A 16,376-nucleotide genomic window follows, 5' to 3' on the forward strand; every position below is an offset into this window, starting at 1 on the left:
CGCACGCGACTTGAAACAAACCTTCGCCGAGCTGCCCGCCATGGACGAAAAAAATCCCCCGCGCCGGCGCACCGGCGACCTGACCAGCGGCCCGATCCCGCGCACGCTTCTGCTGTTTGCCCTGCCGGTGCTCGGCTCCAACGTGCTGCAGTCGCTCAACGGTTCGATCAACGCCGTCTGGGTCGGCCGTTTCCTCGGCGAATCCGCACTGACCGCCACCTCCAACGCCAACCTCGTCCTGTTCCTGATCCTCGGCACTGTGTTCGGCATCGGCATGGCGGCCACCATCCTGGTGGCCCAGTCGGTCGGCGCCCGCGACCTGCCCGAGGCGCGCCGCATCGTCGGCACCAGCGCGACGTTCTTCTTCCTCGTCTCGGTTATCTTCGCGGTCTGCGGCTGGATCTGGGTCGACGCCATTCTCAACACGCTCGGCACACCGGCCGATGCCTTGCCGCTCGCGCGCTCCTATCTGCGCATCATCTTCGTCGCCGTGCCGATGATGAACCTTCTGTCCTTCGTCATGACCGTGCTGCGCGGTGCCGGCGATTCACGCACGCCCTTCTTCTTCATGGCTCTGGCCGTCGTCCTCGACATCGTGCTCAACCCATTGCTCATCCGCGGCATCGGACCGTTTCCCGAACTCGGCATCGCGGGCTCCGCCACGTCCACGCTGATCGGCCAGACGGTAAGCGTGATCGCCATCCTGATCGTGCTCTATGTGCGCAAGCATCCGCTGCGGCTGGCCGGCGCCAACCTCGCCCTGCTGCGGCCCGATCCCACCTTGCTTCGCATCGTCGTCGTCAAGGGCGTGCCGATGGGTCTGCAGATGATCGTCATTTCGGCGGCGGCACTGACGGTGATGGGCATCGTCAATTCCTACGGCTCACAGGTCGCCGCCGCCTACGGCATCGCTGCCCAGCTGTGGACCTATATCCAGATGCCGGCGCTCGCCATCGGCGCCGCGGTGTCCTCGATGGCGGCGCAAAATGTCGGCGCCGGGCGCTGGGACCGGATCGGCCGCATCGCCGCCTCCGGTGTCGGCTTCAACCTGGTCCTGACCGGCGCACTGGTTGCAGTGCTGTCGGTTTTCGACCGTTCGGTGCTGAGCCTGTTCCTGAGCAGCGACAGCGCGGCGATCGACATCGCCGTCCACATTAACAATGTCGCCTCGTGGTCGTTCATTCTGTTCGGCATAACCATCGTGCTGTTTGCCACCGTACGAGCCACGGGTGCCGTGATGCCGCCGTTGATCATCCTGGTCATTTCGGTGCTGGTCGTGCGCACCGGCTTCGCCTATTTCATGCGTGGCGTGATCGGCGAGGAAGCGCTGTGGTGGAGTTTCCCGGTGGGTTCGATCAGCTCGCTTGTACTGGCGGCGGCCTACTACCGTTTCGGCCGCTGGCGCACCACGCACATGATCGAGAACAGACCGGCAGCCGGCGAGCCGCCGGACACCGGTCTTGGCGTGCCACGCGGACGCGCGCATCTTTCGCCTGAAACACCGAACGGCTGAAGTACCCGTCAGGCCATGGACATGGCGGCAGGGCCGCAATTGATTGCCGCCCTGCCCGTCACGCCAGACCCGGCGCAAATGAACCTATTTGCAGGAGAAGCCGGGCGCGATCTTGCACTTGCCGGGACGTGGCCTGTGCGGCCGATGGTGCGGAGGACGGTGCGGCTTGTGCCAGTGTGGCGGCCGATGCGGCGGACGCACGATGATGATTGGAGGGCGAACGATTTGGGAGCGTTCGAGATAACCGGAGCTGGCCCAGCCACTCACGCCGCCGCCATGAATTCTGCACCAGCCCGGCTGGCAGCCGGTGACATTGACCCTGAAGCCGCCGGGCAGCGTTCCGACCCTGGCATATCCCGCTCCCGGCCCGCTACGGACATTGAGATTGGTCGTGGTGTGGGCGCTGTAAGCGAAGGCTGCGGCGGACGTCCCGAAGACCGCAGCCATTATGGTTGCGAACACAAGCAGAAAACGAAATCTCATCAGTCCCCTCCATTCGAATCCTGGCCGTTCATCTGCTTCGGCCAAGACTGCCCTGCAAGAGGAGCGGCCAAGCCAAGAAAAGTCAACAGGTGAGCGGCCGTGCCCGTCCTGGCCAGCGGGACTGATGCCGGATTTTTCTTGGACATGGTTGAGGAATTTCCCGGTTGCCGCTTATTGGCTCTTCAACACCGCTGACATTTACTGTCTTTCGACAATTCACCGCGGGCAAAGGTGGATCCATGGGCAAAGGCAGGGTCGAGGCATTCACCGACGGCGCATCGCTTTCAGTTTTTCCGCCACCGATGCGGCAAGGTCGGCATAGCGCTCCTCCAGCCGTTCCGCGGCCTTGATGATCGAGAAATCATGGCCGAACTTTTCCAGCGCCATACGCAGCTTCTCGACGAACTCGGCTTGTTTCTCCAGGGCGGAAAAGAGCGTCTTCACCTGCGTTTCGCTGATGTCGGGGTTGGCCAGCATCTGCGGCACCTCGCGGCCCATCTGGTCGCCAATGGCGGTCTGTTCTTTCAGGATTGCAACCCAGTCCGTCAATCAGGAAATCTCCGTTTGTCCCCAGGCTGAAGTTTGTTTTGTCCCCAGGGCAAAATCTCTTTTGCGGAGGCAAAGGGCAACATGCGCAGCCTCGACCGAACTGGTCAACCCGACAAGGCGGGCAGAGGCTTGCGCCGGCCGGTTCCGGCGCTAAGTTCGGCGCCATCGAACAAGGAACCCATCGCCCATGATCACCGACGCCGAGATCCAGACCGCCCTGCCCGCGCTTGCCCCAGGCAATGCCGCCGTTATCACCGGCGCCGCCAGCGGCATCGGTCTGGCGGCCGCCAAGCGGCTTGCACTGATGGGCATGAAGATCGTGCTGGCCGATATTGGCGGCGCGCGGCTGGACGACGCCTCGCGCGCCGTTTCCGCGATTGCCGGCGACGATGCCGTGCTTGCCGTCGCCGCCGACGTTTCGAAGGCGGATGAGGTACACCGCCTCGCCGAAAGGGCGTTCGGCGCCTTCGGCGGCGTGTCGCTGCTGATGAACAATGCCGGTATCGGCGACAATCCCGGAAAGCCATGGGAAAACGGCGATGCCTGGAAGCGGCTGCTGGACATCAATTTCTGGGGCGTCGTGCATGGCGTCGAGGCCTTCGCGCCGCGCATGCTGGCCTCGGCCAGCCCGGGTTTGATCGTCAACACCGGCTCCAAGCAAGGCATCACCACGCCGCCCGGCAATCTTGCCTACAATGTCTCCAAGGCTGGGGTGAAAACCTTCACCGAGGGCCTGTCGCATGCGTTGCGCAACGAACCCGGCGCCCATGTCGCTGCCCATCTTCTGATCCCCGGCTTCACCTTTACCGGCCTGACCGAGGGCGCGACGGAAAAACCGGCCGCCGCCTGGACCGGCGAACAGGTTGTGGATTTCATGCTGGAATCCCTGACCAGAGGCGATTTCTACATCCTGTGCCCGGACAATGAGGCGGCCCGCCCGCTGGATGAAAAGCGCATGGCCTGGGCGATCGGCGATATCATCGAGAACCGCCCAGCCCTGTCGCGCTGGCACCCGGACCACAAGGACAGTTTCGCGGCGTTCATGAAAGGCTGATTTTCAGGCCGCCTGCTTTTTCGACCCGCGCTTCCTCGCCACAGCCTTCTTCGCCGCCGTGTCGGCGATCTGTTCGTCATGCCGCTTTGCCGCACGCTCGCATTTGGCGCGGATTTCCTCGACTTCGGATTCGGTCAGATGTTCGATGCCGATGAAGTGGTTGTGGCCCTTGCCGACCCGGATCAGTTCGTCGAGCTTGGCCTGGATTGCCGCGCCATCGCGGTTCTGAGTGTTCTGGATCAGGAAGACCATCAGGAAGGTGATGATGGTCGTGCCCGTGTTGATGACGAGTTGCCAGGTGTCCGAAAAACCGAAGAACGGACCGCTCACCGCCCAGACGGTTACGATCAGGCAACAGACGGCGAATGTCGGCGGCAGGCCGGCTATGCGGGCGACCCAGTTGGCAACCTTGGTGAAATGCTTTTCCATCTATCGAATCCCTCGACGCTGCGGCGCGATGAGAAACAACCAGCGACCGTTTCAGGTTCCCGATGCAAACAAATACCTCGCGCGCAATTGAATACACTCATAAAGTGCATAGGGCGAAAAACACACTTTATGGGTTGAATGTCACAGTAACCGTGCAGGCAAGAGTGCCTGTTCCTTCCGCTTCACAGCGGTTTGCCTCCAGCCCCTTCCGCCGCGCCACCCCCGCATGGCGGAAGGGGTTTCAATCCGACATGTTTGCGCAAGCTCAGACGGCGTCGTTTTCCCAGCGATCGAGGAACGTTTCGATCGGCATGGCCTGCATGTCGGGAACCGCTCTGGCCAGCTTTTCGACCGGCCAGTCCCACCAGGCGAGAGCTTCGATCCGCGCCGCGATATCCGGAGTGAAGCGTGGCCGGAGAGCCTTCGCCGGCACGCCGGCGACGATCGCATAGGACGGCACGTCACGCGTCACCACGGCGTTGGCGCCGATGACGGCACCGTTGCCGATGGCGATCCCAGGCATGATCACCGCGCCGTGGCCGATCCAGACATCATGGCCGATGGTCACGGCTTTCGCCTGCCGCCGCTCGCGGAAGGCGGCATCGACGCCCAGCCAGCGAAAATACTCGTTCGGCCGGTAGCTGAGCTTGTGCTGGGTCAGCCGCTCTATGGGATGCTCCAGCGCATTGATACGGCTGTTGGCGGCGATCGAGCAGAATTTCCCGATCGTCGTGTAGATCGCTTCACAGTGGCGCTCAAAATAAGAGAAGTCGCCGACATTCACCTCGCGCAGCACCACCCGCTCGCCGATCGAGGCATAGCGGCCGAGCTTGCACGCCTTCAGCTCCGCGGTCGGATGGATACGCGGCTCGGGGTCTTTCGGGACGAGGTTTTCGGAACGCTCCATGCCGGCGGCTTTACGCCTAGGCGATTGGTCCCGCAAGCGGGACCAATCGTCCCTCAGATCGTCTCCCAGCAAGGATTCGCCGAGCGAATGGTCCCGCAGCGGGACCATTCGTCCGTCCGGCTCCCGAAGAAACTAAGCAGCTTATTGCGGCTTGCCTTTGCTCCACACCACGCTCTGGCCGTAGAGCGGCACGGTGGTGACCGACATTTTGGCCGAGCCGTTCTGCACCTGGCGCGAATGCGAGAGATAGATCAGCGTCTCATTGGGCTTGTCGTAGATGCGGTTCACCACCTGCTTCTTCCAGATCAGGCTGATGCCTTGCTTGAACACCTCCTCGCCGCCCTCGCTCATGTCGATGTCGCCGATCGTGATCGGGCCGGTCTGGCGGCAGGAGATGGAGGAATCGGACGGATCCTCGAACCAGTTGCCCTTGTGCAGGCGATCGATGATGCCGCGGTCGAAATAGGAGACGTGGCAGGTCACGCCTTCCACTTTCGGATCCTTGATCGCTTCGACGATGATGTCGTTGCCGAGCCAGTCGACGCCGACCTTGCCGACTTCCTCGGCGACCGCGGCACCGGCGCCAACGACAACACACGCGGCCAACGCGCCGCCGATCAGTTTTCGCCCAATCAGTCCGTGCCCAATCAGTCGTGGCAAGGGAGCCTCCTGCGGTTCGAGTTGCCGGTCACAGGTGGGGCGAGCAGCCCGGCTTTGCAAGCAGATAGGTCGACACCACTGCGGTTGCGGCAACGCGGCACTTTGCCTGTGCGAGGCCGAACCGCTAAGACTGTCGCACAGGCGCGGCATTGAGCCGGCGCGGCGATTTCTGCAGACGGACTTTTCTGATGATGCGTTCTATCCTGGTCGGCATTCTCGTCCTGATGGCCGCCGGTATCGGCTGGCTGACCTTCGACTGGTACCGCGGCCATTATGGCGGCGAGCCCTTCGGCGCTGCCTTCACCCTGGTCGACCAGAAAGGCGCGCCGATCACCGAGGCTGCCTTCAGGGGTCAGCCCAGCGTCGTCTTCTTCGGCTTCACCCATTGCCCCGAGGTCTGCCCGACCACGCTGTTCGAACTGGCCGGCTGGCTGAAGACGCTCGGCGACGACGGCAAGAACCTGCACGCCTATTTCGTATCGGTCGATCCCGAGCGCGACACGCCGGAAGTGATGAACGCCTATGTCAGCAATTTCTCCGACCGCATCGTCGGCATCACGGGCGCTCCCGACAAGGTCCATGCCATGGCCAAGTCGTTCGGCATCTACTGGAAGAAGGTCGACACCGGCGACGGCGACTACACGATGGACCACACCGCCTCGGTGCTGCTGCTCAACGCCAATGGCGACTTTGCCGGCACCATCGCCTACGGTGAAAGCGCCGATACGGCCATCGCCAAGCTGAAGCGGCTGGCGGCGAAAGGCTAGAGCTTGATCCCGAAAAGTGGGAACCGGTTTTCGGGCAAGATCATGCTCAAAAAGAAACAGATTTCATGACCCAGACGCGCCTTTACTTCACCACCGGAAAGACCGAGTCCGTCAGCATTTTCGCGGCGCTTGAGGCAGCCTTCGAGGAAGAAGGGCTGCCGATCGCCGTCCTGGAGGTCGACGAGGACAAGGACATCCACGAAGTGTCGCTCTATGCCGATGGCGACGTCGATGCGGTCGAGACCCGCTTGAACGACATCCTTGCCGGCCTTTCCCTGTCGAAGCCGATCGAGCGCGAGGCCCTGCCCGACATCGACTGGGTGGCGCATTCGCTGGAAGAGCTGAAGCCGGTGCGTGCCGGACGTTTCTTCGTCCACGGCGCGCATGACCGCCGCAAGCGCCACAGCGGCGAGATCGCCATCGAGATCGAGGCCGGCCTCGCCTTCGGCACCGGCCACCACGGCACGACCGCCGGCTGCCTGGAAATGCTTGAAAGAGTGGTCCGGCGCGAGCATCCGCGCAATGCGCTCGACCTCGGCACCGGCAGCGCGGTGCTGGCGATCGCCGTCGCCAAGCTGGCGCATATTCCTGTGCTGGCCACCGACATCGATCCGGTGGCGGTGCGGGTGGCTGCCGCCAATGCGCGGCTCAACCACGTCAAGGCACTGGTGGAAACGGTGACCGCGCCGGGCTTTCACCACCCGGTCTTCGGCAAGCGCGCGCCCTTCGATCTCATCGTCGCCAACATATTGGCACGGCCGCTGATGCGGCTGGCGCCGCAAATGGCCGGTCACATCGCGCTCGGCGGCTCGATCGTGCTGTCAGGCATCCTCGACCGCCAGCGCGACGCCGTCATCTCGGCCTATGTCGGCCAGAATTTTCGCCACGTCAGAACCTTGCACCGCGAGGGCTGGGTGACGATCCACCTCAAGCATTGAGCCCGGGACCGACCGAGCTTGGACCAAGTTCCCCCGGTTGTCAGTCCAGCGATGCTGTAGCAGGTTGCGCGCAGCCGGAAATCGATTCCGATTTCCCGGTCCATAGGCTACGGTCCCGCCGATATCAGGATGCCCACAATGTTCCAGACCTTCGATTCCGCCGGCGACCCGGCCGTCGGCAAACCGCGCGTGGCGCTCCTGCGCCAATGGCTTGAAGCCAACGGGCTGGACGGCTTCATCGTGCCGCGTGCCGACGAGCATCAGGGCGAGTATGTCGCCGACCGCTCGGCGCGGCTGAAATGGCTGACCGGCTTCAGCGGCTCGGCCGGCGCCGCCATCGTCCTGCGCGACCGCGCCTTCGTCTTTGTCGACGGGCGCTACACGCTGCAGGTGCGCAGCGAGGTCGACCTGGACGTCTTTTCGATCGAAAGCCTGGTCGACAATCCGCCGGCTGTCTGGCTGAAAGACAATCTTGGCAAGGGCGCACGGCTCGGCTTCGATCCATGGCTGCACACGATCAGCGAGGTCAAGGCGCTGCAGGCCTCGGCCGACAAATCAGGCGCCGTGCTGGTGCCGCTCGACAAGAACCCGATCGACATCATCTGGAAGGATCAGCCCGACGCGCCGGTGGCCCCGGTCGAACTTCACCCGATCGGCTTTGCCGGCGAGCTCGCCAAGGACAAGCTCGCGCGGTTGGCGGCGGCGATCGCAAAGGACGGCGCCAGCCATGCGGTGCTGACCGACCCCTCCTCCATCGCCTGGGCCTTCAACATCCGCGGCGGCGACGTGCCGCACACGCCGCTGGCGCTCGGCTTCGCCATTCTTGCCGCCGATGGGTCGCACCAGCTTTTCATGGATAAGCGCAAATTCTCGCGCCAGGTCGCGGCCTATCTCACCCAACTCGCCGAGCCGCATGGGCCCGGCGAATTCCAAGCCGCGATCGTCGCCCTTGCCAAGAGTGGCGCGAAAATCGCGCTCGACCCGGTGCTGGCGGCCGACCGGCTGCGCATGCTGGTCGAGGCCAATGGCGGCACGGTGATTGCGGCAGCCGACCCCGCCCGCATCCCGCGCGCCACCAAGAACCAGGCCGAGATCAACGGCTCGCGCGCCGCGCATCGGCGTGACGGTGCGGCCGTGGCGAAGCTTCTGTGCTGGCTGGAGCGGCAAAAACCCGGATCGCTCGATGAGATATCGGTGGTCACCCGGCTGGAGGAGACGCGGCGGCAGACCGGCGAGGAAACGCAGATGCCGCTGCGCGATGTCTCCTTCGACACCATTTCGGGCGCCGGTCCGAACGGTGCCATCATGCATTACCGCGTGTCGCGCGCCACCAGCCGCAAGCTGCAGGCCGGCGAGTTGTTCCTGCTCGACTCCGGTGCGCAGTATCAGGACGGCACCACCGACATCACGCGCACCGTGCCGATCGGCCAGCCGACGCAGGAGATGCGCGAACGCTTCACGCTGGTGCTGAAAGGCATGATCGGCATTTCCACGCTGCGCTTTCCCGCCGGCACGCGCGGTTCGGAAATCGATGCCGTCGCGCGCATGGCGCTGTGGAAGCACGGCTGCGACTTCGCCCACGGCACCGGCCATGGCGTCGGCTCGTATCTGGCCGTGCATGAAGGCCCGCAGCGCATCGCCCGCACCGGCACCGAAAAGCTGCTCGAAGGCATGATGCTGTCCAACGAGCCGGGCTACTACAAGGAAGGCGCCTACGGCATCCGCATCGAGAACCTGATCCTGGTGACCCCGGCGCAAGAGATCGAGGGCGGCGACATCGCCATGCACGGCTTCGAGACGCTGACGCTGGCGCCGATCGATACCAGGCTGGTGCAGTCGGACCTCCTGACGCGCGACGAGTTGCACTGGCTGGACTCGTACCATACGCGCGTGCTGGCCGAGATCGGCCCGATGCTCGACGGCGAAACGCTTGCCTGGCTGGAAAAAGCCACCGCGCCATTGCCGCACGACGCGAAGATTTGAGGTGAGCTTTCTTTCTCCCCGTTCACGGGGAGAAATGCCCGGCAGGGCAATGAGGGGCAGCGCCTCCGTTCGAGGTAATTGCTGCGGCAGAGCCTTATCCGACGAACTGCCGCGCCAAAATCAGAACCGCAGCCCCCGCCAGAAACATCGACATCAGTCCGCCGCGCAGCGAAACCACAGCCGTAACCACCAGAGCCGCCCATTCCGCCGGCCCGGCATTCAACAGTTCCGGCGCCACCAGCGTCGTCAGCACCGCCGCCGGCACGGCGTTGAGACCGGCCTCAACGCGCGGATGGATGGTTTCGAAGCGGGAGATGACCAGATGCCCGCCGATGCGCGTCAGATAGGTCGCGATTGCGCCGGCGATGATGATCCAGAAGGTCGTGCTCATGGCCGCGCCTTTACGCCGCTGTGATGGGGAGGCAGGATGACCGCCAGCAGCACACCGGCAACAGCGCCGATCGAGACATGCCAGGGCGAGCCCACGGTCTTATAGGCGATGATCGAGGCGGCGGCGCTGGCGATGACCACCGGCAGCCACAGCGGCCGCTTGCGGAAGCCCAGCACGAGACCGAGGAAATAGATCGGCAGCAGGAAATCGATGCCGAGCGCATGCGTGTCGGGGATCAGCTTGCCGAACATCGCGCCAAGCGCGCTTTCGACGATCCAGAACAGATAGACCGGCAGGCCAAGTCCCAGATACCAGGCAAAGCCGACCGTCCGGCCCGATTGCGCCCGCGCTTCGGCTACCGCGAATTGCGGATCGGTGAGGATGAAATAACCAAGTGCCTGCTGGATGACAGGCCAGTGCGCGATGCGCCGGCCGATGCCTGCGGAATAGAGCACGTGGCGGAAATTGACGGCGAAGATCGACAGCACGATCAGCCACGGCGCCCCATGCTGGCCGAACAGCTGGATGCCGACCATCTGGCTGGCGCCGCCATAGACCAGCGCGCTCATCAGGAAGGCTTCCAGGACCGAGAAACCATTGTCGACGGCGAGCGCACCGAACAGCACCGCAAACGGCGCCGACGCCACCACGACAGGCATCGACAGCCGCACGCCCTGCCAGAAATCGCTTCTATCGCCGCTCTCGGAAATTGCTTGCGCCGACATGGCCTCTCCTTGATCAGGGCCTGATGTAGGAAGCGCTGCCTGCCTTGTCACACGAATTCGCTTGAGCCAAACGATCAGCGGAAATGATCGTCGGGTTGCCGGAGCCGGAGACTAGTCAAGCGAACCCTTGCCCTCGATCGCCCTGCCCCAGTCGAGCAGCGGCTTGGCGCGCAAGGTGAAATCGACGAGTTCATCGACCAGATCAGCCGTATGGATTCCGGCCGGATCGATGACATGCTGGACATAGAAATGCCGGTGGCGGATGGCGGCGACCAGATCGGGATCGCTGATTTCCTCGAAGCCGCGTGGCGTACGCTTCATACGGCCTTCGGTCTCGAATTCAAGCCGGTTCTTCTTCAACGCCGCCACCAGGCCGCGAAAATTGTCCGGCTTGGTCGCGATGGCTTTGCGCATCGCCAGCAGCAGCGCCGGTTCCGGCTGCCACCAGGCAATGTCGGCAAAACAGCGCTCAAGCCCGATATGCACGTAGAACACACCCTGCTCCATCTTGGTGCCGTCGGGCGACAGGATGGCCGATAAATGCCTGTTGTAGGGTCGCTTGTCTTTGGCGAAGCGCACGTCGCGATTGATGCGGAACAGCGACTTCTTGCGGTCGCCGCGCAGGCCGAGGCCTGCCTTTGCGAAGCGCTCGGTCAGCGTGTCGACGAGATCACTGAGCGGATCGCGCAGCTCCTTTTCGAACAGGTCGCGGTTTTCTAAAAACCACTCCCGGCTCTGGTGGAAATCCAGCGCCTTCAGGAACGGAATGGCTTTCGGGCCGAAACCCTTGAATGCGCCTTCCATCACGCCTTGCCGATCCGTACCAGCCAGCCATCCTCGTCGATCACCTCGATGCCGAGTTCGCTGGCAAGCTTGAGCTTGGAGCCGGCACCCGGCCCGGCGACCACCAGATCCGTCTTTGCCGAAACCGAGCCCGCGACCTTGGCGCCCAGGCGCTCCGCCATCGCCTTGGCTTCGGAGCGTGTCATCTTCTCCAGCGAGCCCGTGAACACGACCGTCTTGCCGGCGACCTCGCTGTCGGCCGAGACGTTGACGATATACGGCTTCGGCTTGACTTGGCGGAGCAACGCGTCAAGCACGTCGTCATTGCGCTCATTGCCGAAGAAGTCGCGCAACGCATCGATCACGGTATCGCCGATGCCGTTGACCGAGGGGAAAACCGTGTGTGGATCCTCCGCTGCCGCTGTCTCCTTGCCGACCCGGATCATCTCCTCGATGGTCGAGAAGGTGCGGGCAAGCACGGCGGCCGTCGTTTCGCCGATATGGCGGATGCCGAGCGCGAAGATGAAACGGTCGAGCTCCGGCTCGCGGCGCGAGTCGATGGCGGCGAACAGCTTGTCGAGGCCCTCATAGTTGCGATCCTCGACGCTGCGCACATTCTTGCGCGTCTTGCCCGATGCGGCCTCGCGCTGCCTTGCCTGCTCCTCGCGGCGTTCGGCCAGCGCCCTGGTGACGGCCGGACGGCGATTCCTGAGCGTGAAGATATCGGCGGCGGTCTTGATCAATCCCGCATTGAAGAACGTGTCTATGTTCTCCGCGCCGAGGCCTTCGATGTCCAGGGCGCCGCGTGACACGAAGTGGCGCAATCCTTCCACCGCCTGCGCCGGGCAGATCAGTTCGCCGGTGCAGCGCCGGCGGGAATCTTCCTTGCCGGTCTTTTCGTTGATCTCGCGCGTCGCCGGCGAGCCGCAGATCGGGCAAGTGTGAGGGAACTCGTAAGGCACCGCATCAGCAGGCCGCTTGTCGATGACGACGCTGACGATCTGCGGAATGACATCGCCTGCCCGCTGGATCACGACCGTATCGCCGATGCGCACGTCGATGCCATCTCGGATCGGCTCGCCGGTCGAGTCCAGGCCCTTGATGTAGTCCTCATTGTGCAGCGTGACGTTCTCGACCACGACGCCGCCGACAGTGACCGGCGCCAGCCGCGCAACCGGCGCCAGCGTACCGGTACGGCCGACCTGGATGTCGATCTTCTGCACGGTCGTCATCGCCTGTTCGGCCGGAAATTTATGCGCGACCGCCCAGCGCGGTTCGCCGGTTACAAAACCCCAGCGGCGCTGCAACTCCAGCTGGTCGACCTTGTAGACGACGCCGTCGATATCGTAGCCGAGCGCCGAGCGCTGCTCCTCGATCCGATGATAATGCGCGATCAGCTCCTCGGCCGATTTCGCCCGCACCATCAGCGGACTGATCTTGAACCCCCACTCGGCGAATTTCTGCACCGAATCATATTGGGTCGGAGCGGGATCCGCCGTCGTGTAACCCCAGGCATAGGCGAAGAATTTGAGGTTGCGGCTGGCGGTGACGGATGGATCCTTCTGTCGCAGCGATCCGGCCGCCGTATTGCGCGGATTGACGTAGTCCTGGCCGCCGGCCGCAGCCGATCGCTGCTTCAGCGCCTCGAATTCCGCATAGGTCATGTAGACCTCACCGCGGATCTCGATGATTTCAGGCCAGCCCGAGCCTTTCAGCTTCGCTGGAATATCGGCAATCGTCTTCAAATTGGCGGTGATGTCTTCGCCGACGGCGCCGTTGCCACGCGTCGCGCCCTGCACGAACACACCGTTTTCGTAACGCAGCGAAGCCGACAGCCCGTCGATCTTCGGTTCGGCTGTGAAGGCGATGTCGAGCTCCTTGTCGCGATCGAAGAACCGCCGCCCGCGTTCGATGAAATCCGTGACGTCATCGTCGGTATAGGCCTTGGCAAGGCTGAGCATCGGCACGGCATGGCGCACCTTGGTAAAGCCTTCCGCCGGAGCGGCTCCGACCCTGAGCGATGGCGAATCCTCGCGCACCAGCGCCGGAAAGCGCTCCTCGATGGCAAGGTTGCGCCGTGCCAGCGCATCATACTCCGCATCGGTGATAACAGGCGCATCTTCGGTATGGTAGCGCCGGTCGTGCTCGGCGATCTCTTCCGCCAGCCGCTTCAGCTCGGCTTCGGCCTCGCTTTCGGTCAGGGCATCAACGGGTTTTTCGGACATGCTTTCTTCCCCGAACGGTGGCGCTACACAATAGATCAGGATTTTAGGAAAATCATTCCTGAACAGCAGGATGGAGCCATATCCTGACTCGATCCCTGACATCAGCCGTTCTTATGCAGCTGTGGTGTTCTCGCGCAGCAACCGTTCGGCGGCCGCGCGCGCTTCATCGGTGATGGTGGCGCCGGCCAGCATGCGAGCGATCTCTTCCTGCCGCGCCGGCCGGTCCATCTCGGCGATGCCTGTGGCGACACGGTCGGTGGTGCCTGATTTGGAGATCAGGAAATGCGTCGCCGCGCGTGCCGCCACCTGCGGTGCGTGCGTCACCGACAGCACCTGGACGCGCTTCGACAGTCGCGCCAGCCGCTGGCCGATGGCGTCGGCGACAGCGCCGCCCACACCGGTGTCGATTTCATCGAACACCAGCGTCGGCGCCGAACCGCGGTCGGCCAGCGCCACCTTCAGCGCCAGAAGGAAGCGCGAAAGCTCGCCGCCGGAGGCCACTTTCATCATCGGCCCGGGCCGCGTGCCTGGATTGGTGCGCACCCAGAATTCGATCTGGTCGATCCCCTCTTCCATACGGCTCTCGGCCTCGCTCTTCATTTCCACGATAAAGGCGGCGCGTTCGAGCTTCAGGGCCGGCAGTTCGGCCATCACGGCCTTGGTCAGGCCTACCGCCGCCGCATGACGCAGCGAGGACAGCTGCGCGGCGGCAATGTCGTAGGTCTCGCGCGCGGCGGTGGCTTGCTTTTCCAGCCCGTGCAGGCGCTCCTCGCCGGCATCGAGATCGGCGAGATCGGCCGACATCGTGTCGCGCAGCTGCGCCAGATCGTCTACCGCGACGCTGTGCTTGCGCGAGGCCGCGCGCAGCGAAAACAGCCGCTCCTCCGCTTTCTCCAGTCGCTGCGGATCATATTCGGTGGCGCGCAATGCTGCCTCGACGCCCGATTGCGCCGCGTCGAGCGACAGCATCGCCTCATCGAGCGATTTGACGACATCGTCGAGCAGTCCGGGCGCCTCCGTCACCTTGCGCTGCAGCCGCCGCAACAGGCTGGCCAGTTGCGGCAGGGGCGAAGATGGGCCCGACAGCACATCCTGCGCGTCATGGATTTCGGAAGCGATCTTTTCGGCCCGCATCATAGACGCGCGCAATTCGGCAAGGTCGGTCTCCTCGCCCGGCTGCGGATCGAGCTTGGTCAATTCCGCCACCGCCGCGCGCAGATAGTCGGCCTCGCGCGCGGCCGCCGCCACCTTGGCGCGGTGGCGCGACAGCTCCTGCTCGCAGGCGCGCCAGTGCCGCCATGCCCCGCCGGTCGAGCGGACGGCGCCGAGATGGCCACCGAAAGCGTCGAGCACCTCGCGGTGCGCGCCGGGATCGACCAGCGCACGCTCGTCATGCTGGCCGTGGATCTCGACCAGCGCGCGCCCGACATCGCGCATCAGGGTGACGCTTGAAGGTTGATCGTTGACGAAAACACGGGTGCGGCCGTCCGCCGTCTGCAGGCGGCGCAGGATGATGTCGCCATCATCCTCGATCGCATTGTCGGCAAGCAGCGTACGGGCCGGATGATTGCGCGGCACGTCGAAGACGGCGATGACCTGGCCCTGTGCCGCGCCATGGCGCACCAGCGACGCGTCGCCGCGCGCTCCGAGCGCCAGCGACAGGGCATCGAGCAGGATGGATTTGCCGGCACCGGTTTCGCCGGTCAGCACCGAAAGACCCGGCTGGAAGTCGATATCCAGCTTCTCGATCAGGACGATATCGCGGATCGACAGTCTGGAAAGCATCAGAACCCGAATCTAGAACGGCACGCGACCATTTGCAGTCGCAGCGCCGCACTATCTTTTTGTTTGAGCACCGGATCAATCCGAAAAGCGCTGTGGCGCTTCAGTCGATGCTCATACGTCAGGCGCCGGTGATCATCTTCCCGGCTTTGGATATCCACGACCCGGCATTCTCGCGCGGTGCAAGCCCATTGCTCTGCAAGAGCTTGTAGGAATCCTTGTACCATGGGCTGTCGGGGTAGTTGGTGCCGAGCACGGCGGCGGCGGTTTGTGCCTCCGAGGTCAGACCCATCGCGTAATAGCTTTCGGTCAAGCGGGCGAGCGCCTCCTCGACATGGCGGGTGTTGGAATAGTTCTCGACCACGGTGCGGAAGCGCTTCACGGCAGCGATGTATTCACGCCGCTCAAGATAGTAGCGGCCGATCTGCATTTCCTTGCCGGCCAACTGGTCGTTGGCGAAGCGGATCTTTTCCTTGGCGTCTTCGACATATTCCGATGTTGGCCAGCGCGTGACCAGATCCTGCATCGTCTGGACGGTCTGGCGCGCTTCCTTCTGGTCCTGCGTCACGTCCTTGATCTGACGGTAGTAGCTCAAGCCGATGATGTACTGCGCATAGGCGGCGTCATCGGTCGACGGGTAAAGCGTGAGATAGCGCTTGGCCGAGCCGATCGCCTCATCGTAATTGCCCTGGCGATAGTCGGCGAAAGCGCCCATCACCATCGATTTGCGGGCCCATTCCGAATAGGGATGCTGACGGTCGACGGCGTCGAACTTGCGGCTCGCCTCCTGCAGGCGCCCGGCATTGAGATTGGCAAGGCCCTGATTGTAGAGAACATCGGCCGGCTCGGTCTGCTCGACATAGGTCGACAGGTCGATATCTTTCTCCGACGACATGCAGGCCGACAGAAAGAGCGATGGAACAACTACTGAAAGCGCCAGGAAAACAGCCCTCTGCGGTGCTTTCAATTGACCAACTCGCTTGAAGAACATGATTGGATCTCGCCCTTTCGGCGCTATTTCAATGCCAGTTGCATGCCATTGTTTCAAAACTGGTCCCCACTTTTGAACGACATGCATTAATCGACGGCAGCAGCCATAAACCATAACCGCCTTGCCCGGCAACGCTATCTCCGGCCAATCGCGCATTTTTGTGGCGGCCGGACGCCACTTGGACATCAATGCAATT

The 16,376-nt window shown here is 63.4% G+C and carries 16 protein-coding genes; 5 read left to right on the forward strand and 11 right to left on the reverse strand.

The annotated features are described in order from the left end of the window. Nucleotides 1-40: 40 nt before the first annotated feature. Entirely contained in the window at nt 41-1,513 is a 1,473-nt protein-coding gene (locus AC0L3E_RS13805) for an MATE family efflux transporter (protein WP_473604971.1), read from the forward strand. Nucleotides 1,514-1,597: 84 nt separating this feature from the next. Here the strand turns inward: AC0L3E_RS13805 and AC0L3E_RS13810 are convergent, their stop codons facing one another. Further along, entirely contained in the window at nt 1,598-1,996 is a 399-nt protein-coding gene (locus tag AC0L3E_RS13810) for an SH3 domain-containing protein (RefSeq protein ID WP_127382106.1), read from the reverse strand. 264 nt (nt 1,997-2,260) lie between these two features. Then, nucleotides 2,261-2,545 (reverse strand): hypothetical protein, encoded by a 285-nt coding sequence (locus AC0L3E_RS13815; protein ID WP_127320440.1) that lies wholly within the window; start codon nt 2,543-2,545, stop codon nt 2,261-2,263. A gap of 187 nt (nt 2,546-2,732) precedes the next feature. Here AC0L3E_RS13815 and AC0L3E_RS13820 point away from each other — a divergent pair, with 187 nt between their 5' ends. Then, a complete protein-coding gene (locus tag AC0L3E_RS13820; protein WP_127269257.1) occupies nt 2,733-3,599 on the forward strand; it encodes an SDR family NAD(P)-dependent oxidoreductase in 867 nt (288 codons plus the stop codon). Between the two features lie 3 nt (nt 3,600-3,602). Here the strand turns inward: AC0L3E_RS13820 and AC0L3E_RS13825 are convergent, their stop codons facing one another. From AC0L3E_RS13825 to AC0L3E_RS13835, 3 genes are all read right to left on the reverse strand, one after another. After that, the gene (locus AC0L3E_RS13825; protein WP_128309939.1) at nt 3,603-4,028 is read right to left on the reverse strand and encodes a low affinity iron permease family protein; all 426 of its coding nucleotides are present in this window, start codon (nt 4,026-4,028) and stop codon (nt 3,603-3,605) included. 265 nt (nt 4,029-4,293) lie between these two features. After that, complete coding sequence (locus tag AC0L3E_RS13830) at nt 4,294-4,935, reverse strand: transferase hexapeptide repeat family protein (protein WP_128310082.1); 642 nt, start codon at nt 4,933-4,935, stop codon at nt 4,294-4,296. A gap of 141 nt (nt 4,936-5,076) precedes the next feature. Beyond that, on the reverse strand, nt 5,077-5,595 hold the full coding sequence (locus AC0L3E_RS13835) for a CreA family protein (protein WP_473604972.1): 519 nt from the start codon (nt 5,593-5,595) through the stop codon (nt 5,077-5,079). A 188-nt stretch (nt 5,596-5,783) separates the two neighbouring features. Here AC0L3E_RS13835 and AC0L3E_RS13840 point away from each other — a divergent pair, with 188 nt between their 5' ends. The 3 genes from AC0L3E_RS13840 to AC0L3E_RS13850 all read left to right on the forward strand — a co-directional run bounded on the left by AC0L3E_RS13840 (nt 5,784) and on the right by AC0L3E_RS13850 (nt 9,283). Beyond that, the gene (locus AC0L3E_RS13840; RefSeq protein WP_127328885.1) at nt 5,784-6,362 is read left to right on the forward strand and encodes an SCO family protein; all 579 of its coding nucleotides are present in this window, start codon (nt 5,784-5,786) and stop codon (nt 6,360-6,362) included. Between the two features lie 65 nt (nt 6,363-6,427). Next, nucleotides 6,428-7,300, forward strand: coding sequence for a 50S ribosomal protein L11 methyltransferase (locus tag AC0L3E_RS13845; RefSeq protein WP_127269252.1), 873 nt, complete (start codon nt 6,428-6,430; stop codon nt 7,298-7,300). Between the two features lie 138 nt (nt 7,301-7,438). Beyond that, nucleotides 7,439-9,283 (forward strand): aminopeptidase P family protein, encoded by a 1,845-nt coding sequence (locus AC0L3E_RS13850; RefSeq protein WP_128309641.1) that lies wholly within the window; start codon nt 7,439-7,441, stop codon nt 9,281-9,283. A 94-nt stretch (nt 9,284-9,377) separates the two neighbouring features. On the opposite strand, the gene AC0L3E_RS13855 is transcribed toward AC0L3E_RS13850, so the two are convergent. The 6 genes from AC0L3E_RS13855 to AC0L3E_RS13880 all read right to left on the reverse strand — a co-directional run bounded on the left by AC0L3E_RS13855 (nt 9,378) and on the right by AC0L3E_RS13880 (nt 16,180). Then, on the reverse strand, nt 9,378-9,674 hold the full coding sequence (locus tag AC0L3E_RS13855; protein WP_127320663.1) for an AzlD family protein: 297 nt from the start codon (nt 9,672-9,674) through the stop codon (nt 9,378-9,380). Continuing rightward, nucleotides 9,671-10,399: an AzlC family ABC transporter permease gene (locus AC0L3E_RS13860; protein WP_473604974.1), complete on the reverse strand. Its 729-nt coding sequence runs from the start codon at nt 10,397-10,399 to the stop codon at nt 9,671-9,673. Before AC0L3E_RS13860 ends, AC0L3E_RS13855 begins: the two co-directional genes overlap by 4 nt. A 111-nt stretch (nt 10,400-10,510) precedes the next feature. Beyond that, the gene (locus AC0L3E_RS13865) at nt 10,511-11,203 is read right to left on the reverse strand and encodes a DUF2461 domain-containing protein (RefSeq protein ID WP_128309643.1); all 693 of its coding nucleotides are present in this window, start codon (nt 11,201-11,203) and stop codon (nt 10,511-10,513) included. Further along, on the reverse strand, nt 11,203-13,407 hold the full coding sequence (gene ligA, locus AC0L3E_RS13870; RefSeq protein WP_473604975.1) for an NAD-dependent DNA ligase LigA: 2,205 nt from the start codon (nt 13,405-13,407) through the stop codon (nt 11,203-11,205). Before ligA ends, AC0L3E_RS13865 begins: the two co-directional genes overlap by 1 nt. Nucleotides 13,408-13,518: 111 nt before the next feature. After that, a complete protein-coding gene (recN, locus tag AC0L3E_RS13875; RefSeq protein ID WP_128308277.1) occupies nt 13,519-15,192 on the reverse strand; it encodes a DNA repair protein RecN in 1,674 nt (557 codons plus the stop codon). A 118-nt stretch (nt 15,193-15,310) separates the two neighbouring features. Beyond that, nucleotides 15,311-16,180 carry an outer membrane protein assembly factor BamD gene (locus tag AC0L3E_RS13880; RefSeq protein ID WP_127269547.1) on the reverse strand — a complete coding sequence of 290 codons (870 nt, stop codon included), beginning with the start codon at nt 16,178-16,180 and terminating at the stop codon, nt 15,311-15,313. Nucleotides 16,181-16,376: the final 196 nt, after the last annotated feature.

This window comes from Mesorhizobium sp. WSM4822 (genome assembly GCF_055811155.1).

Bases quoted from the DNA above. Each gene is read 5' to 3' on its own strand.
- AC0L3E_RS13810 (WP_127382106.1), bottom strand. From the start codon at position 1,996: ATGAGATTTCGTTTTCTGCTTGTGTTCGCAACCATAATGGCTGCGGTC.
- AC0L3E_RS13825 (WP_128309939.1), bottom strand. From the start codon at position 4,028: ATGGAAAAGCATTTCACCAAGGTTGCCAACTGGGTCGCCCGCATAGCC.
- AC0L3E_RS13830 (WP_128310082.1), bottom strand. From the start codon at position 4,935: ATGGAGCGTTCCGAAAACCTCGTCCCGAAAGACCCCGAGCCGCGTATC.
- AC0L3E_RS13855 (WP_127320663.1), bottom strand. From the start codon at position 9,674: ATGAGCACGACCTTCTGGATCATCATCGCCGGCGCAATCGCGACCTAT.
- AC0L3E_RS13850 (WP_128309641.1), top strand. From the start codon at position 7,439: ATGTTCCAGACCTTCGATTCCGCCGGCGACCCGGCCGTCGGCAAACCG.
- AC0L3E_RS13865 (WP_128309643.1), bottom strand. From the start codon at position 11,203: ATGGAAGGCGCATTCAAGGGTTTCGGCCCGAAAGCCATTCCGTTCCTG.
- AC0L3E_RS13880 (WP_127269547.1), bottom strand. From the start codon at position 16,180: ATGTTCTTCAAGCGAGTTGGTCAATTGAAAGCACCGCAGAGGGCTGTT.
- ligA (WP_473604975.1), bottom strand. From the start codon at position 13,407: ATGTCCGAAAAACCCGTTGATGCCCTGACCGAAAGCGAGGCCGAAGCC.
- AC0L3E_RS13860 (WP_473604974.1), bottom strand. From the start codon at position 10,399: ATGTCGGCGCAAGCAATTTCCGAGAGCGGCGATAGAAGCGATTTCTGG.
- AC0L3E_RS13845 (WP_127269252.1), top strand. From the start codon at position 6,428: ATGACCCAGACGCGCCTTTACTTCACCACCGGAAAGACCGAGTCCGTC.
- AC0L3E_RS13840 (WP_127328885.1), top strand. From the start codon at position 5,784: ATGATGCGTTCTATCCTGGTCGGCATTCTCGTCCTGATGGCCGCCGGT.
- AC0L3E_RS13820 (WP_127269257.1), top strand. From the start codon at position 2,733: ATGATCACCGACGCCGAGATCCAGACCGCCCTGCCCGCGCTTGCCCCA.
- recN (WP_128308277.1), bottom strand. From the start codon at position 15,192: ATGCTTTCCAGACTGTCGATCCGCGATATCGTCCTGATCGAGAAGCTG.
- AC0L3E_RS13805 (WP_473604971.1), top strand. From the start codon at position 41: ATGGACGAAAAAAATCCCCCGCGCCGGCGCACCGGCGACCTGACCAGC.